Below are 17031 nucleotides of genomic sequence, written 5' to 3'. Positions count from 1 at the left end.
AAACAGTAAAAATGTTCCACACTATTCATGTTCAACAAAAGTATTGAATTCCCTTTAACAAATCTATTTTTCACCATTTTAATTATGAATCACTTAACTGCTTTGAATATGGGAATAACATATATTCTATCGAGGTTATTTTTGGAATATTGATTGGATTAATTTAACATGACTTCTTTTTAAAAACTCAATTATCACATTTTTTCGACAAAATGTTCGTTTTAATTAACTCAATATAGATGTTAGCAGAATAAGAAACAGTTATATAACAACGTTTATGGTATAATTAACGGAGAAAACGCTTACAAAAAAAGAGAAACTAATCGTTCGGAAAATTCATTCTTTTAGGAGTCGATGAAAGTTGACAGTGAATAATAACATAACAATAAATAAAGAACAAACCATCTTTAATCATATTGGAAATAAAATTATAACAGAAGATCGAGAAATTAACGTAATTGCTAGATTAGAAGAACCTCTAATTGTAGTTTTAGGAAATGTTTTAAGTGACGATGAATGTGACGAACTTATTAGATTGTCAAAAGACAAAATGCACCGTTCCAAAATTGGAGTTACACACGAGGTAAATGAAATAAGAACAAGCAGTAGCATGTTTTTTCAAGAAAATGAATATGACATCATAACCAAAATTGAAAAAAGAATATCATCCATCATGAATATCCCCATTGAACATGGAGATGGTATTCAAATTCTTAAATATACTCCTGGTCAAGAATATAAAGCTCATTTTGATTTTTTTACATCTACAAGTCTGGCAGCAAAAAATAATAGAATTAGTACGATCATCATGTATTTAAATGATGTGGAGCATGGAGGGGAAACTTTTTTTCCTAAACTGAATTTTTCAGTATCACCGCGAAAAGGAATGGCAGTATATTTCGAATATTTCTATAACGATAAAAACCTAAACGAACTGACTTTACACAGTGGAGCACCAGTTATCACTGGTGAAAAATGGGTTGCAACACAATGGATGAGGAGACAAAAAAAATAGTCTGCAGCTTAATAATGTAAACGCTGGACTATAAATGCCTCAATTTTAGGTGCCAAATGAACTAAGGCACCTATTTGTTCATTTGGAATCTGTTTATTTAAAATGGCCAAACGAATGGAATCAAAATAATAATGTTCCCTTGAACTTCATAGCGCTCTTGAGCCTAAACAATCGATTCGTTTCAAAACATGCTTTTGCCCTGGAATTCTCGTTAAGTTTGATTTGATAATACTTTGTTTTTATTTAATCACTCTCATTTACCTTTGTTGCTCTTTCTAAAATTATCGTAATCAGTCTTAATGTAATGAAATACCTTCGCGTTGCCATTATGGTCAGGATGAGTTATTTTTAATAACCCTTTATATTCTGCTAACACTTCTTTATTGCTCGCCATTTTAGAGAGCCCTAATTTTTTACTATAATCATTTGATTGAGCAGTGGAGTCAATATTGTAATTATTTCTGATGTTTTCTTTTAATTTTATCAATTCATTACGTAATTCAATATTTTCTTTTAATAAATCCTTTGTTTCATTTTGTAATTCACTTTTCTCATTCTTTAGTATGGCAACTTCCTTTTTGAACATATCCCTTTGCTGAATCAATATTCTTTTTGCAGTTTCATGAAGCTCTTCAATTCCCTCTATATGCTTATCTTGAGTTTGAATTTTCAATTTTAATCGGTGTATGATTTCGTCCTTATTTTGATCTATAAAATCATTTATAGCCAGCTTTGAAGCAGTTTCATCGCTTATGTATCCAGTGTTCCTCTTTCCGTTTCCCGCCTTTTTAATTTTACCTTCACGAAGCCAGCGCCTAACAGTTTGTATGCTATTATTTTCTGTTATTCCTGCATCTTTTAACATTTCAAATGCTTGATCTGTGTCATCCATTATGTATCCAGTTTTTCTAATCCCGTTTCCTCCCTCATATTTAATCTTACCTTCACGAAGCCAGCGTCTAACAGTTTGTATACTGCTGCTTTCTGTTACTCCTGCATCCTTTAACAGGTCGAAAGCTTGATCTGTGTTCACGTTGTTCCCCCTTCCCCCTTATTACGCAATGTAATATTACTTCGATTTCGATTGATATTAGCCTATTAAAAGGAAAATATTTTACAAACAATGCGGCTAATTTGTATGCCAATGTTTTAAATGATAGCATAGCCATTTTCTAAACAAAGAACAAACAGATGAAGAATATATGACGAATATCACAGAGAGATAACGATAAGGTATCAAAGTTAAAAGTGGGACCAGAACATGGCCCGGTAAATTGTAGATAAAGGGCAAATGATAGCGAGAGCCCGTATGGCAGTGATTAAAGCACGTGAATTGACCCGGAGGAAAAGTTTTTTATTTTGGAATCTTTCTGAAGGCCTATATAATACGTAAACGTGGTCTTACCTGACATGCTATTCTACCGTGCCGGAATGAACTTAGACAGCATAGGAAAAGCGATAGGTATCATACCTATAATTCCATAAGTAATACTGCAAGCAACACGTGGATTTACAATGTTAAGGATACGCCAATACTAAAATAACCAATCTCTCAGTGATATAAAATTGAGAAATTGGTTTTTTTATTACAGTTGCAACTCAGTCACCAAAGCAGCTGCTATTATTTAACTAGAGATTATTGTTGACCCTCTGTATAAACTTGAAAGGTTACACCGAATTTGTCTGTTACAATTCCATATGCAGGGCTGAAAAAAGCTTCCTGCAGCGGCATTTTCACTTCTCCGCCTTGAGACAAAATTTCAAAGATTCTTTTTGATTTTTCAATATCGTTTATTGAAATACAGATCGTGACTTGATCTCCAGAGTGACTGGGTTGACCTGGAAACGTATCGGAAAACATGAGGTCCGTTTCCCCAACCCTTAACATTGCGTGTGCCACAAGATTTTTTGCTTCTTCTGGCAGAGGAAATTCCGGATTTTCTGGCATTTCTCCAAAAGATTGATTAAAAAGGACTTTTGCATCCAATGCTTGTACGTAAAATTGGATCGCTTCCTTCGCATTTCCGTTCATCATTAAATATGGAGATAATCGTATGGTCATAATTAAATTGCTCCTTTTGCTATAGTTTTTTACAAAGCTTAACTTAGATTTCCAAGCTTCCTTTTGATCTGGTCAATGGCAATAACCACTATACCATTATTACCCATGATTGTATTTTATAACAAGGAACATGTGTTCGTCAATAAAAAATGTCTGAAAACTATAAATTATTTTGTTTATTAACAAATCAATAGATGATTGTTTCAACCTTGCAGTATTGTCATTTCGCAAAGTATGTCACGATAACGCAGTCATGGGAAACTTCTGTTGATTAGCTTTTCAAACAAGAACAAGGTTAAATGAAAAAGGCATGCCCCCGGTAGATTACCGGGGGCATGCCTTCATGACTGCCTAAAGAAGGAAATGTTCAATTTTTCAGGGTCGCTGTTATAACGTTTATTCTTATTAACTTGCTTTTATTTCTGAATCTTGTCCTTTTTTAAGGGCAGGTAACTTAGAATCTAACGATAGGAATCGGCTTCCATTTAAAACTAGATGAAGTGCAATAATCATAAGGACGAGATCCAGTTCGTACCCTGAAGCTTCTCCACTCCCCATAAAACCTGCAGGGAATTTAACATAAACAATTGCACCAGCCATGATGAATACAAGGAGGGCAGATATTATTCTTGTTCCAAGACCTAAAATTAAAGCAATTCCTCCAAACAATTCAATAACACCGACTACATAGGCCATAAATCCCGGAATGCCTATACTTTGAAACCATCCTGAAGTGTTCTCTAACCCACCTTGGAATTTTGACAATCCATGTAACAAAAATGAAATTCCCAACATAACTCTTAATAAAAAGGTACCGATCTCTTGTTTATTCATGTCACATCTCCTTTTTTTATTTTACACTACAAAGTGTAGTGTAAGGTGGTAAAAAAATCAAGTGAAAGTCATCAGACAATCACTATTGTCATTCCCAAAAGTATAAGCAAAACATAAATAGAAACAAAAATCGTAGTAGTTTCAGCCCTCAAAGGAATTTTTTTATGGGGATCGATTAATTGCTGAAGTCTATAGTTAACTGATTCATTGGAGAAGTGGACAAGGACGGGCGAGGATTTATCAGTGTAACCATGTTTAATTAACTTCAACAAAGCAGTACTTATGCCTAATTCAGTCCCCATTTTATTTATCGCATTTTCGTCGGCTGATAACTCACTTATTATTTTGTAATTTTTATGACACCATTTTGTCAGTGGGACAAACCATAAAGCATCTGATATCAACTGTAAAATAAAGATTACCAGCGGATGATATTTTTTTTGGTGAAAAGCTTCATGCTCTACTACCGCTTCTAGCTCATCCAAGTCCAATAATTTAATTAAACCAGAACTGAACACAATGAATGGCCGCCAAAAACCAAGCGTAAAAGCAAGAGGCTGATCAGCATTCACAACTAAGATATCATTGTTGACCCGGTTGAATGTTTCATTTATAAACCTTGTCTTTTCAACATTTTTGGAAAGAAAAAGCTTTTGTTTAAACCTTCTGGATAAGAAATATTGCTCTGCAATTTTGAATAGGGTGCTCAATATACTATTTGAAATTATTATACTGAGCAGGGTGACGACTACAAAATAGTATACTGAATCTTCCTTGAATAGACTAAAGCAAAATTTAAAAAAGTTGGCTTTAATATTCACACCAAAAAAGATGTGTACCAAAAACGCTCCCATTTGGCACCATACTACACAGGCAATTAAAAGACTCAGGCTTATCACAAAATAAGACTTCCTCTTCCACATTATAATTTATCCTTTTTTAACGATTGAATTTTTTGTTCCAATTTTTCAATTAAACCTTGGTCAGCGTCTTTCATGGCATCCAGCATATGGCTTATGACCGCTCCACCAAATTCATCGAGCAAATTCTCAGTCAATTTCTTTGACTGCTCTTCTAAAAACTCCGCTTTGGATTGAACCGGGCGAAATAATGAGAGCCTTCCTTCAGACCTCTTTTCAAGAATGCCTTTTTCGACTAAACGATTCATGACGGTCATTACTGTGTTGAAATTGATAGGTTTATCAAGTTCCAATGATTGCTGAACCGCTTTGATGCTCTGTTCATCTTTATCCCATAAATATTCCATGATATTAGCTTCCAATGGACCAAAGAAACGATTCAGTCCAACTTCATCATATTTAAAATTTTTAATATTCATCCTTTACCACCTCCCACTACAAATTGTAGTGGATATCACTGTTACAATCAAGTTTCATCTGGAAGATTAGTATCACGGATTTCCCTAGATTGACTTTAATTGTTTTTTAAAAAAACTTTTGGCCTTGCTGGTTAACCACCTCTATTACACTCCACTGCCTTTTTTCAGTAGCAATGTTCATCCGTTGCTTTTATCTTTTAAGCGTTTTAGATTAAAAAACGAGCCTTTTGCAGGCTCGTTTCACTAATTAATAGTAACCCTTTGTGCAAGTTTCTCTATTTCATCAGAATTATAAAAATGATATCCTTGTGCCGTCGTTTGGGCTGCAGCGTACATAGCAGCAGCTACTTTGTTTGCTTCTATTGCACGATATGGACGTAAAGGGCCTACAAAGACAAATTTCACAAAAGTACTTAGCAGCCCAGAAATCTTTTCACCTGCCCTGAATTCATCGCGTTCTCCTAGAAGTAAGGAAGGGCGGAATATATGTACAGTATTCATTTCCAGGCGTTGTAGTGTTCCTTCCACATCTCCCTTAACACGACTGTAAAAAAACTTTGATTTGGAATTGGCTCCCATTGCCGTAATGACGAGTAATTTTTCAACATTGGATGTCTTCGCCATTTTAGCTGCTTCGATTACATAGTCATAATCAACTTTACGAAAAGCTTCCTTCGATTTAGCCTTTTTGATCGTTGTACCCAAACAAATGAAAACATCGGTGACGTTGAACAAATAGGCATACTGGGACAAATTATCGAAATCCACAACATGTCCTATGCACTTGGGCTCCGTGAATTTCATTTTCCTTCTTGTCAGCAAATGGATTTCACTATAGGTTTTGCTGTTGCTTATTTGTTTAACCAACTGGGTGCCGACCACACCTGTAGCGCCTAAAATCATTGCCGTCTTATTAGTCATGATTTCCCACTTTCCTTTATTAGCTGCTGAATTATATAGGACTAAGATAAATGATGCACTTGATTGAAATCATCAATTATCCATGAATCGACTTCAAATCTTATCGTACTCAAACATGCATTGAACAAGCGCATTTCATTTGATACGATTGACTCGTTTGCCATCAAACGTAAAATAAAATGAATGACTGCACCATGTGCAACAAGTATAACTTTCTTCTCAGGATACTCCTTCTGAATTTTCTGAAGTCCATTCATCAGCCTGTTTCGTAAAGATTCCTGATTTTCCTGACCAGGATATTCTTTATCAATGAATGCTGACGCCCTTTCAGCTGCTGTCATTCCTTCAGCGATGCCAAAGTTCTTTTCAATGAATTCCATTTTTTCAATGACCGGGACTTCAATATAATGCGAAATGATATCTGCCGTTTCCCTTGCCCTTTTTAGAGGGCTCGAAATAATCACATCCCAAGAAGCCTCTTTTGATAAGAATTCACCACATTGCCGTGCCTGTATCCTTCCTAGTTCATTTAAAGGAATATCAGTCTGCCCCTGCAGTTTCCCTAGTGCATTCCAATCTGTTTGACCATGCCGCACTAAACAGATAGTAGTAATTGTCCTCATACCCCTTCTATGTAGATTGTTATTTTTTCACTTCTTCAATGATGGAGTGTCCTTCAGTCTGTTCTAGATCTGACCATTTCCATTTTTCATGCAAGCGTATCCTGCCATCTGGCAATAATTCAGGAGTGGAAAGACAGCTGCCTCCTCTAATTTCACCTTTTTCATTGATATGATTATACCTGAATTCTAAGGAACCATCCATATTGACAAGCCCTATTATAGTTCCTTTAACAATCTCTCCACCATGATAACTTGCTGAAAGAATTGAGCCTTCTTGTGAATAGTGGAAGGAAGTATTTCCTGATACTTCTCCATTTTCAGAATTGACTAGAGCTTTGAAAATCCTACCATCATAATTAAACATCATCATTCCCCCATATGAATTAATAAGGATAATGATACCAAATTAATAAAAAAATGAATATTCAAAAATCTTATAGGATTTTAATTCTGTGTCAATGGAAAGACACAAAAAATACATAATATTCCCCATTGAATTCCCCTATTATGTTGTGGTTAGATTATGGAAGATGTTACTTATGGAATGAACAATTCCTTAGTTGAAACGTCTAATCAAACTGGGAGATGTTGGTGAGGTGCTCAATTGAAAGAAATACTTCTGATTCTACTATTACAACTTATTTATGTTCCGATTTATACGTTGCGAACCATTTTCTTAGTAAAAAATATTACCATACTTGCCTCGATACTGGGTATCGCAGAAATGTTAATATACGTTTTTGGATTATCCCTAGTATTTGGCGGTGACCAAAGCATACTCGCCATGGTTGTATATGCAGTCGGTTTTGGAATCGGAATAATTTTTGGTACGAAAATTGAGCAAAAACTTGCCATCGGTTTTATTAATGTAACCGTAAATACTCAAACCAAAAATGAACAGTTGGTAGATACATTGAGGAACAACGGATTTGGTGTAACTCTTTATACGGGCGAGGGCCGGGATAGCAACCGTTATCGGATGGAAATTTTGACAAAACGGAATCGGGAACAAGAATTGATAGCTACCGTTGAAAAGTTTGAACCTAAGGCATTCATCATTTCATATGAACCACGTTATTTTAAAGGTGGTTTTTTATTGGACCGGTTGAAAAATAAAGCAAGCTGAATGAAATGCAAAAGCCCATCTTGTTATGATGGGCTTTTGCATTATTTCGTTTTTGATTTTCTAATCTTGACTGCCCTCGTTACCGGCTGTTTTTTGATCCACTTTAAGTATTTTTTTAATGCTTCATCATCTTTTAACAAAGGCACGCTATATAGTCGGATGGCCAGCTCTCGGTTTGAATACAGTGCGTGAATCTGTTTGTGACAAGATTTACAGAGATAGGCAATGGGTAAATGGCTGCCACCTAATTCTCTAGGTGTTAAATGATGGATGGTCAGTTCTATCTCACCCCTGTCACAAAGCTCACAAGTACCTTTCATCTCATTAATCGGCCGTTAAGGCTTAACGGATTTTCCTTCTTCAACAATATGAAACATCAAATGGGCAAGATGATGGATTGGTCCATACTCTTCATTGTCATCATCTTCTTCATCTTCCACTTCCACTTCATCCATGCCTTGTAAATAAAGTGCCATGAACTCATAAAAATCATTTTTAGTAAAAGAGTAACAATCACTTGGATCCTGATTATCTTCTTCATACTGTAAAACTAGATGAGATAAATCACCCTCATCATCTTCAGCATCAAAAAATACAAAATATCCGATATTTGTATCCAGTTCAAATAGTCTGCGAAAACCGCGTGATGTTGCTTTTTCAAACTCAGCCGCCGTCAATTTTTGCACTTGCATGCTGTCTACATTATCTTCTTGATGAAAGCCCACGATAAATGTGTTCATAATCAAACCTCCTGTTGAATATGGATAACCATTAGTATCCCCATTTAACCGAATTTATTCCATTTAGAGGTTTGTTTCCAAGACGACCGGGCAATGATCGCTGCCCATGACATCGCAGTGAATATTAGCCTCTATTAAAGATTCCGCCAGACGTTTTGAAACAATGAAATAATCGATTCTCCATCCTATATTCCGCTCCCTAACTTTTGCCATATATGACCACCAAGAGTAGGCCCCTTCCTGGTCTGGATAAAAATGGCGAAATGTATCGATAAATCCTGCATCAAGTAATTCAGTCATCTTTCCACGCTCTTCATTAGTGAAACCGGAATTCCCAATATTGGATTTTGGGTTTTTCAAGTCGATTTCCTGATGTGCAACATTTAGGTCCCCACAAAAGATAACCGGCTTCACCAAGTCCAGTTCACTAAGATAATCAATCATCCCATCTTCCCATTCGAGACGGTAATCAAGCCTTGATAAATCCCTTTTTGCATTGGGGGTATAAACGTTCACCATATAGAAATTTTCGAATTCCAGTGTTATGATCCTTCCTTCCGGCTCCTCGTCCAGCTCCCCTACCCCATATTTCACTGAAAGCGGTTTTTCCTTCGTGAAAATGGCTGTACCTGAATATCCTTTTTTCAGTGCATAATTCCAATATTGATGGTACCCTTCCAACTCAAGTGTAATCTGTCCTTCTTGAAGCTTAGTTTCTTGCAGGCAAAAAATATCTGCATCCACATCTTTAAAGTAATCTAAAAATCCTTTTTTAACACAAGCTCTAATTCCATTCACATTCCAGGAAACCAATTTCATATTCTCTTAAATTCTCCTTATGGCCAATTAATTTCTTTACATTTCAACTATACTATTTATCTGCTATTTTTCCCATTAGAGTACATTCGAAAACAATCTGGCAAATGATTCTTTTGAACGTTCCAGCAACCCCCGATTGTTATACCTAAGAGGATCTAGTTTGTCACTATCCATCATATCCTCTTTGTAGTGAGTGATGAGATCTTCAATGGAACGGCTGCCCATTAGAAAGACATTCACTTCAAAATTCAGATGAAAACTCCTCATATCCATGTTTGCCGTCCCTATGGAAGCCATATCACCATCAACGATAATAAGTTTTTGATGTAGAAAGCCTTTTTTATACGTGTATACCTCTACACCGAATTGAAGCAGCTCCCCGAAATAGGAGCGACTGCCGTATTGGGTTAAAAACCCATCATTTACTGCCGGAACCATAAGCCTGACTTGTATCCCCTTAATTGCGGCATGTTTAATTGCTGCTTTAATCGCTTGATTTGGTACGAAGTATGGACTTGCAATCCAGATTGATTTTGTGGCGCTAGTAATAAGTGAATAGTAAAAATCACTCATGATTCCCTGTTGTGTATCAGGTCCGCTTGCCACCACCTGGACAGCTCCATCCCCTTGTTCCACTATATTATTGAATTCTGGACGCTCTTCTAATACATCTTCCCCACTGACATATTCCCAATCCAAAAGGAAAACAGTATGAAGCATATATACCGCTTCACCTTTAAGGACCATATGTGTATCTCTCCAAAATCCGATCGTTTTATTTCGCCCTAAGTATTCCTCTCCTACGTTTAAACCTCCAACAAAGCCAACTTCCCCATCAATGATGATTATTTTTCGGTGATTCCTAAAATTAAACTTTTGATTAAAAAAACCATGTTTCAATGGTGAAAATGGATAAGCCTTTATCCCTGCATTTTTCATCCGTTTAACTTCATTATTTGAAAGGCTTAAACTACCGGCAGCATCAAAAATGAATAAAACTTCAACACCATTTTTTGCTTTTTCAATAAGGATATCTATAATTTCAGTACCAAGCCTGTCGGAACGAAAAATATAATATTCTATATGAATGAACTTTTCAGCTTTTTTTAACTGTTTAATGATTTCGGTAAACGTTTCGTTACCATTTTTCAACACTTCCGTTTGCGATGATGTACTAATGGTGGTCTCAGATGCATTTTTGGCAAAAGCTGCGAATGATTGCTGATGATTATTCAAAAACGATAGATCTGGCGATGATACATGTGTGACAAGACTCTTCCATTCTTCGCGATCTTTTTTCCTTTTACTTCGAAATAAATACCCTTTTAAATAAAGCTGACCTGAAAATAGATAAAATACATATCCAAATACCGGGAAAAACAAAAGTACATACATCCATAAAAGGGTCTCGTGGGCAAATCTATTTTCCAGCATGAGTGAAAACATGGTAATAAACATGACAAAAATATACAATCCAATAAAAAATAGCTTCACGTCGAAGCTAGCATGAGTGAACAGGATCATATAAACTGCAGCAATTAAAATAAATAAAAATACAAATTCCATTCTTCTTCTTTTCATCGTTTCATTCTCCTACACAGCAATATTTTATATATCTAAACATATACCCATATTTGATGGTAAAAGAAACAAAACACTTACGAAAACAATATTCGTAAGTGTTTTTTGTGTATTACCTATCCAATTATCACTTCATGACAGGAATCAAACTTTCATATAGCTCAATATACTTTATGGAAGATGATGTCCAACTAAAGTCTAACTTCATTGCACTTTCGGCCATTTTCCTCCATCTTTTCGGCTGGAATTTGTACAGACCAACAGATTGCTCAATTGTATGGAGCATATCGTGTGCATTATAATTCGTAAAACTGAAGCCATTGCCTTCACCAGTAAATTGATTATATGGGATGACCGTATCACGAAGTCCGCCAGTTTCCCTCACTAAAGGCAGGGTACCATAACGTAGTGCCAAAAGCTGGCCGATGCCACATGGTTCGAATTGGGACGGCATCAGGAATAAATCAGAACCTGCATATATCTGTCTTGCTAACCCCTCATCAAAATATGTATTGACTGATACCTGATTTGGATATTGGTCAGCTAAATGGCGAAATGCCGATTCATATTGCTCTTCACCCGTACCTAAAAGGATGAATTGAACTCCTTGTTTCATTATTTCATGAAAAACATGGAGAATAAGATCTATTCCTTTTTGATCAACAAGCCTGGTTACCATGGATAGAACCGGGACCCCATCATTTACAGGAAGATCCAGCGTTTCCTGTAGCTGACGTTTATTCTCCATTTTACCCTCATAGGAATCGAATGGAACTGCAAGATGTTCATCTTCCGCAGGATTATATTCCTCATAATCGATTCCGTTTATAATCCCTTTAAGGTCACCATTTCTTTTGCGTAAAAACCCATCAAGATTTTCCCCAAAATAAGGACTCTGAATTTCTTCCGCATAACTTGGGCTTACAGTTGTGACTATGTTAGAGAATGCTAGGCCGGCTTTCAAATAACTGACATTCCCATGGAATTCAAGACCATCGATATTAAAATATAACTCACTCAAATCGAGTAATTCCGCTAAAACAGCTTTAGGATAAACTCCTTGATAGCGTAAATTATGTATGGTAAATATCGTTTTAATATCCTGATAGAATGGATGGTTATGATAATGAGCTTTCAGCAAAACGCTGACAAGGCCCGTTTGCCAATCATGACAGTGTATGACATCCGGTTTTACTTCTAAATAAGGTAAAGCCTCTAAAACTGCACGGGAAAAGAAGGCGAACCTTTCGCCATCATCAAAGAAACCATAACTACCATGTCTTTTGAAATAATATTCATTATCCAGAAAATAATATGTAATTCCGTTAGCAACAAGTTTTTCGATGCCACAAAATTGCTGGCGCCAACCAACAGGAACTTCAATACTCGTCATATGTTCCAATTCCTGTTTGAATCGGTTAGGAAGATCCCCGTATTTAGGAAGGATGACACTTACATGGACTCCCTGTTTTTTCAGCGCTTTCGGGAGCGCGCCTATAACGTCTCCGAGCCCTCCCGTTTTTATAAAAGGGGCGCATTCTGAAGCAGCAAATACAACATTCATTGCCGCACCTCCTCTATTAAATTACTTTCGCTTTTTTTATTACAGTAGGCTGTTTTAAACCAATAACTGATTTTTCACTAGTAATTCTCACTTCTTTATCAGTTATGATATTTTCTACGATAGCTCCTTCTTCAATCACGCCTTTTTGCATGATGATGCTATTTCTTATAATCGCTCCCTTTTTCACTTTTACCCCACGGAAGAGTATACTGTTTTCCACAGTGCCTTCAATATCACAACCGTTGGCTATCAATGAATTGGTAACCTTCGAAGAACTTGAATATTTGGTCGGTGCCTCATGTTTGATTTTAGTATAAACATCCCAAGTATCCCCGAAGAAAGAACGGATTACCGAAGGGTTCAGGAAATTCATATTACTGGAATGAAAGCTTTCAATGGAATGGATGAAAGGCATATCTCCAGTAAAATTATAGCCTTTGACGGTAAAACGATGAAGATTGGCTTTCACGGCGTCTTTCAAAAAGTCATATTCCCCACTCGCAACACAGCTTTTGATCAAATTCACCAATAGCGTTTTACTTATGATGAAGGTTTCCAGACAAACATGGTCACCAGGTCTAGGGATGGTATAAAAGCTAATGTCAGTAATGTCTTCATCCGAATCTACCGAGCAGGTGTGATAGATTGGTTTTTCAATCAATTCCCCTTCATAATCCTTATATACGACCGTGATATCAGCTTTATGTTTTTTGTGATAATCAAGCACTTCATTAAAATCCAATTTGCATACATGGCTGCCAGGAGAAATGATGACAGTATCTGCCTCTGCACGTTCGAAAAAGCTGAGATGATCATAAAATTGCTTCATATCGCCTGTTACCGTTTCATCCGGATGGATAGGGGGCAAGATGTATAAGCCTCCTGAACGCCGATCCAAGTTCCATTCTTTCCCTGAGCCCAGATGATCCATAACTGAAAGATACTTTTCTTTTGGAAAAACCGCTACTTTTGAAACATCTGCATTAATGAGATTCGACATCGTAAAGTCAATCAAACGGTAGCGTCCACCAAATGGCACGGATGCTACATTACGGTGAGCAGTCAGATCTTTTAAATGTTGTCTTTCATTGATTAAGTTAATAATACCCAACACATTTTCCATAGCATCTTCCCCTTTTTCTAGTTAAGAGTGATCTTTTTTTTGTTTGGATTGATAATGGTCTGATTTTCACCAATTAAGGTAATATCTGATGTAACCGCTGAATTGCCAACTACGGCACCATCTTCAATAACACAATTGCTGGCTATGATGCTTCTTTCTATATGAACATTTTCACCAATCTTAACATTGGGCATGATGACAGAGTCTTTTATGGTTGACCCATAGCCCACCTGTACATTATAGGATAAAACCGAATGTTCAATGTTCCCATGAATCATGCACCCTTCATTGATTAGAGACTGACTGACCTTGGCATCCGGTGATATATATTGCGGCGGGTGATTTGCATTGCGGGCAAAAATTTTCCATTGCTGATCATCCAACTGGAAATTTGGCTTATCCTCCAATAAGTCCATATGGGCCTGCCAAAGGCTTTCGACCGTTCCAACATCTTTCCAATAATCATTAAAACGATAGGCATATAGCTTTTTTCGGTCTTCAAGCATCTTTGGAATGATGTTGCTGCCGAAATCATTGGAAGAATTTACATCTTTTTCATCATTTATTAAATACCGTCTTAAGGTTTTCCAATTGAAAAGGTAAACTCCCATGGAAGCAAGATTACTCTTTGGATACTTTGGTTTTTCATCGAATTGAGTGACTTTATCATCATCATTGGTATTCATGATTCCGAAACGACTTGCTTCCTGCCACGGCACTTGAATGACAGCTATGGTCGCCTCGGCATTTTTTTCGATGTGATAATCCAGCATCTTACTGTAATCCATCTTGTAAATATGGTCACCAGAGAGAATCAATACATGTTCCGGATCATAGTTATCAATGTATTGGATATTTTGATAAACAGCGTTTGCCGTCCCTTTATACCATTCACCGCCTTCTTTCCCTTGATAAGGAGGAAGTACGGAAACTCCGCCAACATCAAGATCAAGGTCCCAAACTTTCCCATTACCAACATAATCATTTAGAATCAATGGCTGGTATTGGGTCAGTACCCCAACCGTATCAATACCAGAATGAGTGCAGTTACTTAATGGAAAATCGATGATTCTATATTTACCGCCAAAGGGAACAGCTGGTTTTGCCAAACCGATTGTCAATTCACCTAACCTTGAACCCTGGCCTCCTGCCAATAACATTGCTATCCATTTTTTTGCTCCCATTATTCGTTCACTCTCCCCCGTCTTTTTTTTGTTTGCTTCATAAAAATAGAAATGCCTAATGGAGGTACAGTTATTTCCATGCTGTATGGTTGATTATGGTATGGTTCTTTTTTGACACTAATGGGTTTTTCATTGATCTGACCCGATCCTCCGAAAGCTGCTGAATCACTGCTGAAAACCTCTATATATTTGCCTTGGGATGGTACACCTATTTGATATTGAGCATGAGCCTGCGCAGAAAAATTACAGACAACGATGCAATAATCGCCTTTCCGTTTACCTTTTCTCATAAAGGTAATGACACTCTGATTACTATTGTTCGGATCTATCCATTCAAAACCCTCCGGGACATGATCCAATCTCCATAGTGAGGAAGTTTGCCTATAAAAATCCTGGAGAGTTCGGAAGTAATAGGCCAGCTTGTCGTGTGATTCATATTCCAAAAGCAGCCAATCCAATTGTTCCTCATCTTTCCATTCTATGAATTGGCCAAATTCACTGCCCATAAATAGAAGCTTCTTTCCAGGATGCGTCATGAAATACCCAAAAAGTAACCGTAAATTTGCGAATTTTTGCCAGTAGTCACCTGGCATCTTATTCAATAATGACTTTTTGCCATGAACCACTTCATCATGTGAAAACGGCAAGACGAAATTTTCTGAAAAAGCATAGAAAAATGAAAATGTTAATAGGTTATGATGATATGGCCTTTCATGTGTTTCAAGTTTCATATAACGAAGGATATCGTTAGTCCATCCCATATTCCATTTGTAATTAAAGCCCAGTCCGCCTATATCGGTAGGAGAAGTTATGAGCGGCCGGTCTGTTGCTTCTTCAGCCATCATTAATGCATTGGGATATTTTTTGAAAACCACTTCGTTAAGTTTTTGTAAAAATTGTATGGCTTCAAGGTTTTCCTCACCGCCAAACTGGTTTTTCAGCTTGACCGGCAACGGATTATCATGATTAAGATAAACCATGGACGATACCGCATCGACACGGATCCCATCTATATGGTATACATCCATCCAAAACATAACATTTGAAATAAGGAAACTGATTACTTCCGGTTTGGTAAAGTCAAAATTGTATGTCCCCCATAACGGGCGATCTGCTCTAGTGTGTTCAATTGGTTCATAGAGAGGCGTACCATCGAAACGGGAAAGTCCATGCGCGTCTTTACAAAAATGGGCGGGAACCCAGTCAAGGATTACACCTATGCCCTTTTGGTGGCAAAGGTTAATTAAATATTTAAAATCTTCAGGTGAACCGTACCGACTGGTTACGGAATAATAGCCCGTGACCTGATATCCCCACGATTTATCAAATGGGTGTTCCATTATGGCCATGATTTCAATATGTGTAAAACTATTATCAATCACATAATCAACTAATCTATCAGCCAATTCACGGTACGTATAAAATTCGCCATCTTCTTTCTGTTTCCAAGTTCCTGGGTGCACTTCATAAATGGACATGGGTTTATGATAAATGTTTTCCTTTTTCCTATCGGCTATCCACTTCGAATCTTGCCATTCAAAATTATCCAGCTTTTTAATGACCGAGGCTGTATTTGGTCTGACTTCCGAATAAAAGGCATATGGATCGGCTTTTAGGATACGATTATTTCCAGGTGTATGTATTTCATATTTATAGAGTTCCCCTTCTTGTAGTCCTGGTACGAACAACACCCAGATACCTGAACGCTCGATCCGTTTCATCGCATGATCTTTTCCGTCCCAATTATTAAAATTACCGACTACTGAAACTTGCTTCGCATGGGGGGCCCAAACGGCAAAGCGTACTCCTTCATTACCTAATGATGTCATAATGTGTGCCCCAAGCATCTTATAGCTTTCATAAAGGGTGCCTTCATGAAACAAATATAAATCGAAATCGCTTGGATAATTCTCTTGCAGCTGGTCCATAATTGTACTCAATAAAACCCCTCCATCAGTATTAACTCGATAGTATTTTACCCATCCTTCCCCAGTTATTATATATATTCGGTAAAAATGGTATTAATCCTTCAAATGGAGGTGAAGTTATTGTAATAAATGCCCGTTTTTTTTAAAAACAAAACATTTTTTTGTGAAAAAT

At 36.9% G+C, this 17031-nt stretch carries 18 protein-coding genes and 1 pseudogene; 3 read left to right on the top strand and 16 right to left on the bottom strand.

The window, feature by feature from the left end; all coding sequences use genetic code 11:
- Positions 1-361 precede the first annotated feature (361 nt).
- Complete coding sequence (locus ACIQZD_RS19210; protein WP_402905459.1) at positions 362-1015, top strand: 2OG-Fe(II) oxygenase; 654 nt, start codon at positions 362-364, stop codon at positions 1013-1015.
- Positions 1016-1268: 253 nt separating this feature from the next.
- On the opposite strand, the gene ACIQZD_RS19205 is transcribed toward ACIQZD_RS19210, so the two are convergent.
- Positions 1269-2048: a hypothetical protein gene (locus tag ACIQZD_RS19205; protein ID WP_402905457.1), complete on the bottom strand. Its 780-nt coding sequence runs from the start codon at positions 2046-2048 to the stop codon at positions 1269-1271.
- Positions 2049-2288: 240 nt separating this feature from the next.
- Between ACIQZD_RS19205 and ACIQZD_RS19200 the strand changes: the two are divergent.
- A pseudogene (locus ACIQZD_RS19200) lies at positions 2289-2372 on the top strand (hypothetical protein); the annotation flags it as partial.
- A gap of 279 nt (positions 2373-2651) precedes the next feature.
- Here the strand turns inward: ACIQZD_RS19200 and ACIQZD_RS19195 are convergent.
- The 7 genes from ACIQZD_RS19195 to ACIQZD_RS19165 all read right to left on the bottom strand — a co-directional run bounded on the left by ACIQZD_RS19195 (position 2652) and on the right by ACIQZD_RS19165 (position 7158).
- A complete protein-coding gene (locus ACIQZD_RS19195) occupies positions 2652-3077 on the bottom strand; it encodes a VOC family protein (RefSeq protein WP_402905455.1) in 426 nt (141 codons plus the stop codon).
- 405 nt (positions 3078-3482) lie between these two features.
- Positions 3483-3911, bottom strand: a complete 429-nt coding sequence (locus ACIQZD_RS19190; protein WP_402905453.1) for a DoxX family protein — start codon at positions 3909-3911, stop codon at positions 3483-3485.
- Positions 3912-3982: 71 nt separating this feature from the next.
- Positions 3983-4834, bottom strand: a complete 852-nt coding sequence (locus ACIQZD_RS19185) for a M56 family metallopeptidase (protein ID WP_402905451.1) — start codon at positions 4832-4834, stop codon at positions 3983-3985.
- The gene (locus ACIQZD_RS19180) at positions 4834-5250 is read right to left on the bottom strand and encodes a BlaI/MecI/CopY family transcriptional regulator (protein ID WP_101225362.1); all 417 of its coding nucleotides are present in this window, start codon (positions 5248-5250) and stop codon (positions 4834-4836) included. Before ACIQZD_RS19180 ends, ACIQZD_RS19185 begins: the two co-directional genes overlap by 1 nt.
- A 243-nt stretch (positions 5251-5493) precedes the next feature.
- Positions 5494-6171 carry an NAD(P)H-binding protein gene (locus tag ACIQZD_RS19175; protein ID WP_402905447.1) on the bottom strand — a complete coding sequence of 226 codons (678 nt, stop codon included), beginning with the start codon at positions 6169-6171 and terminating at the stop codon, positions 5494-5496.
- Positions 6172-6212: 41 nt separating this feature from the next.
- Entirely contained in the window at positions 6213-6785 is a 573-nt protein-coding gene (locus ACIQZD_RS19170; RefSeq protein ID WP_402905638.1) for a histidine phosphatase family protein, read from the bottom strand.
- A 28-nt stretch (positions 6786-6813) separates the two neighbouring features.
- Complete coding sequence (locus tag ACIQZD_RS19165) at positions 6814-7158, bottom strand: avidin-fold protein (protein WP_402905445.1); 345 nt, start codon at positions 7156-7158, stop codon at positions 6814-6816.
- A 240-nt stretch (positions 7159-7398) separates the two neighbouring features.
- On the opposite strand from ACIQZD_RS19165, the gene ACIQZD_RS19160 reads away from it, so the two are divergent.
- Complete coding sequence (locus tag ACIQZD_RS19160; RefSeq protein WP_063233682.1) at positions 7399-7920, top strand: DUF2179 domain-containing protein; 522 nt, start codon at positions 7399-7401, stop codon at positions 7918-7920.
- Between the two features lie 41 nt (positions 7921-7961).
- Here the strand turns inward: ACIQZD_RS19160 and ACIQZD_RS19155 are convergent, their stop codons facing one another.
- The 8 genes from ACIQZD_RS19155 to glgB form a co-directional block, all read right to left on the bottom strand.
- Positions 7962-8240, bottom strand: a complete 279-nt coding sequence (locus tag ACIQZD_RS19155) for an HNH endonuclease (protein ID WP_402905443.1) — start codon at positions 8238-8240, stop codon at positions 7962-7964.
- A 15-nt stretch (positions 8241-8255) separates the two neighbouring features.
- Complete coding sequence (locus tag ACIQZD_RS19150) at positions 8256-8660, bottom strand: cytosolic protein (protein WP_241594546.1); 405 nt, start codon at positions 8658-8660, stop codon at positions 8256-8258.
- A 63-nt stretch (positions 8661-8723) separates the two neighbouring features.
- Positions 8724-9479, bottom strand: a complete 756-nt coding sequence (locus ACIQZD_RS19145) for an exodeoxyribonuclease III (RefSeq protein ID WP_402905441.1) — start codon at positions 9477-9479, stop codon at positions 8724-8726.
- Positions 9480-9554: 75 nt separating this feature from the next.
- Positions 9555-11060, bottom strand: coding sequence for a cardiolipin synthase (cls, locus tag ACIQZD_RS19140; RefSeq protein ID WP_402905439.1), 1506 nt, complete (start codon positions 11058-11060; stop codon positions 9555-9557).
- 127 nt (positions 11061-11187) lie between these two features.
- Positions 11188-12624 carry a glycogen synthase GlgA gene (gene glgA / locus ACIQZD_RS19135; protein WP_402905437.1) on the bottom strand — a complete coding sequence of 479 codons (1437 nt, stop codon included), beginning with the start codon at positions 12622-12624 and terminating at the stop codon, positions 11188-11190.
- A gap of 16 nt (positions 12625-12640) precedes the next feature.
- The gene (gene glgD, locus ACIQZD_RS19130; RefSeq protein ID WP_137020143.1) at positions 12641-13747 is read right to left on the bottom strand and encodes a glucose-1-phosphate adenylyltransferase subunit GlgD; all 1107 of its coding nucleotides are present in this window, start codon (positions 13745-13747) and stop codon (positions 12641-12643) included.
- A gap of 17 nt (positions 13748-13764) precedes the next feature.
- A complete protein-coding gene (locus ACIQZD_RS19125; protein ID WP_402905434.1) occupies positions 13765-14931 on the bottom strand; it encodes a glucose-1-phosphate adenylyltransferase in 1167 nt (388 codons plus the stop codon).
- Positions 14931-16859 carry a 1,4-alpha-glucan branching protein GlgB gene (glgB, locus tag ACIQZD_RS19120; RefSeq protein WP_402905636.1) on the bottom strand — a complete coding sequence of 643 codons (1929 nt, stop codon included), beginning with the start codon at positions 16857-16859 and terminating at the stop codon, positions 14931-14933. The genes ACIQZD_RS19125 and glgB overlap by 1 nt, the downstream gene beginning before the upstream one ends.
- Positions 16860-17031 lie beyond the last annotated feature (172 nt).

The organism is Peribacillus sp. NPDC096447, from assembly GCF_044762725.1.
Classification (GTDB): domain Bacteria; phylum Bacillota; class Bacilli; order Bacillales; family DSM-1321; genus Peribacillus.
Note: the sequence above shows the minus strand (reverse complement) of the source record. Positions and strands in the feature narration are given on the sequence as shown.

Bases quoted from the DNA above. Each gene is read 5' to 3' on its own strand.
- ACIQZD_RS19190 (WP_402905453.1), bottom strand. From the start codon at position 3,911: ATGAATAAACAAGAGATCGGTACCTTTTTATTAAGAGTTATGTTGGGA.
- ACIQZD_RS19175 (WP_402905447.1), bottom strand. From the start codon at position 6,171: ATGACTAATAAGACGGCAATGATTTTAGGCGCTACAGGTGTGGTCGGC.
- glgD (WP_137020143.1), bottom strand. From the start codon at position 13,747: ATGGAAAATGTGTTGGGTATTATTAACTTAATCAATGAAAGACAACAT.
- ACIQZD_RS19155 (WP_402905443.1), bottom strand. From the start codon at position 8,240: ATGAAAGGTACTTGTGAGCTTTGTGACAGGGGTGAGATAGAACTGACC.
- ACIQZD_RS19180 (WP_101225362.1), bottom strand. From the start codon at position 5,250: ATGAATATTAAAAATTTTAAATATGATGAAGTTGGACTGAATCGTTTC.
- glgA (WP_402905437.1), bottom strand. From the start codon at position 12,624: ATGAATGTTGTATTTGCTGCTTCAGAATGCGCCCCTTTTATAAAAACG.
- glgB (WP_402905636.1), bottom strand. From the start codon at position 16,859: ATGGACCAGCTGCAAGAGAATTATCCAAGCGATTTCGATTTATATTTG.
- ACIQZD_RS19125 (WP_402905434.1), bottom strand. From the start codon at position 14,931: ATGGGAGCAAAAAAATGGATAGCAATGTTATTGGCAGGAGGCCAGGGT.
- ACIQZD_RS19150 (WP_241594546.1), bottom strand. From the start codon at position 8,660: ATGAACACATTTATCGTGGGCTTTCATCAAGAAGATAATGTAGACAGC.
- ACIQZD_RS19195 (WP_402905455.1), bottom strand. From the start codon at position 3,077: ATGACCATACGATTATCTCCATATTTAATGATGAACGGAAATGCGAAG.
- cls (WP_402905439.1), bottom strand. From the start codon at position 11,060: ATGAAAAGAAGAAGAATGGAATTTGTATTTTTATTTATTTTAATTGCT.
- ACIQZD_RS19165 (WP_402905445.1), bottom strand. From the start codon at position 7,158: ATGTTTAATTATGATGGTAGGATTTTCAAAGCTCTAGTCAATTCTGAA.
- ACIQZD_RS19145 (WP_402905441.1), bottom strand. From the start codon at position 9,479: ATGAAATTGGTTTCCTGGAATGTGAATGGAATTAGAGCTTGTGTTAAA.
- ACIQZD_RS19185 (WP_402905451.1), bottom strand. From the start codon at position 4,834: ATGTGGAAGAGGAAGTCTTATTTTGTGATAAGCCTGAGTCTTTTAATT.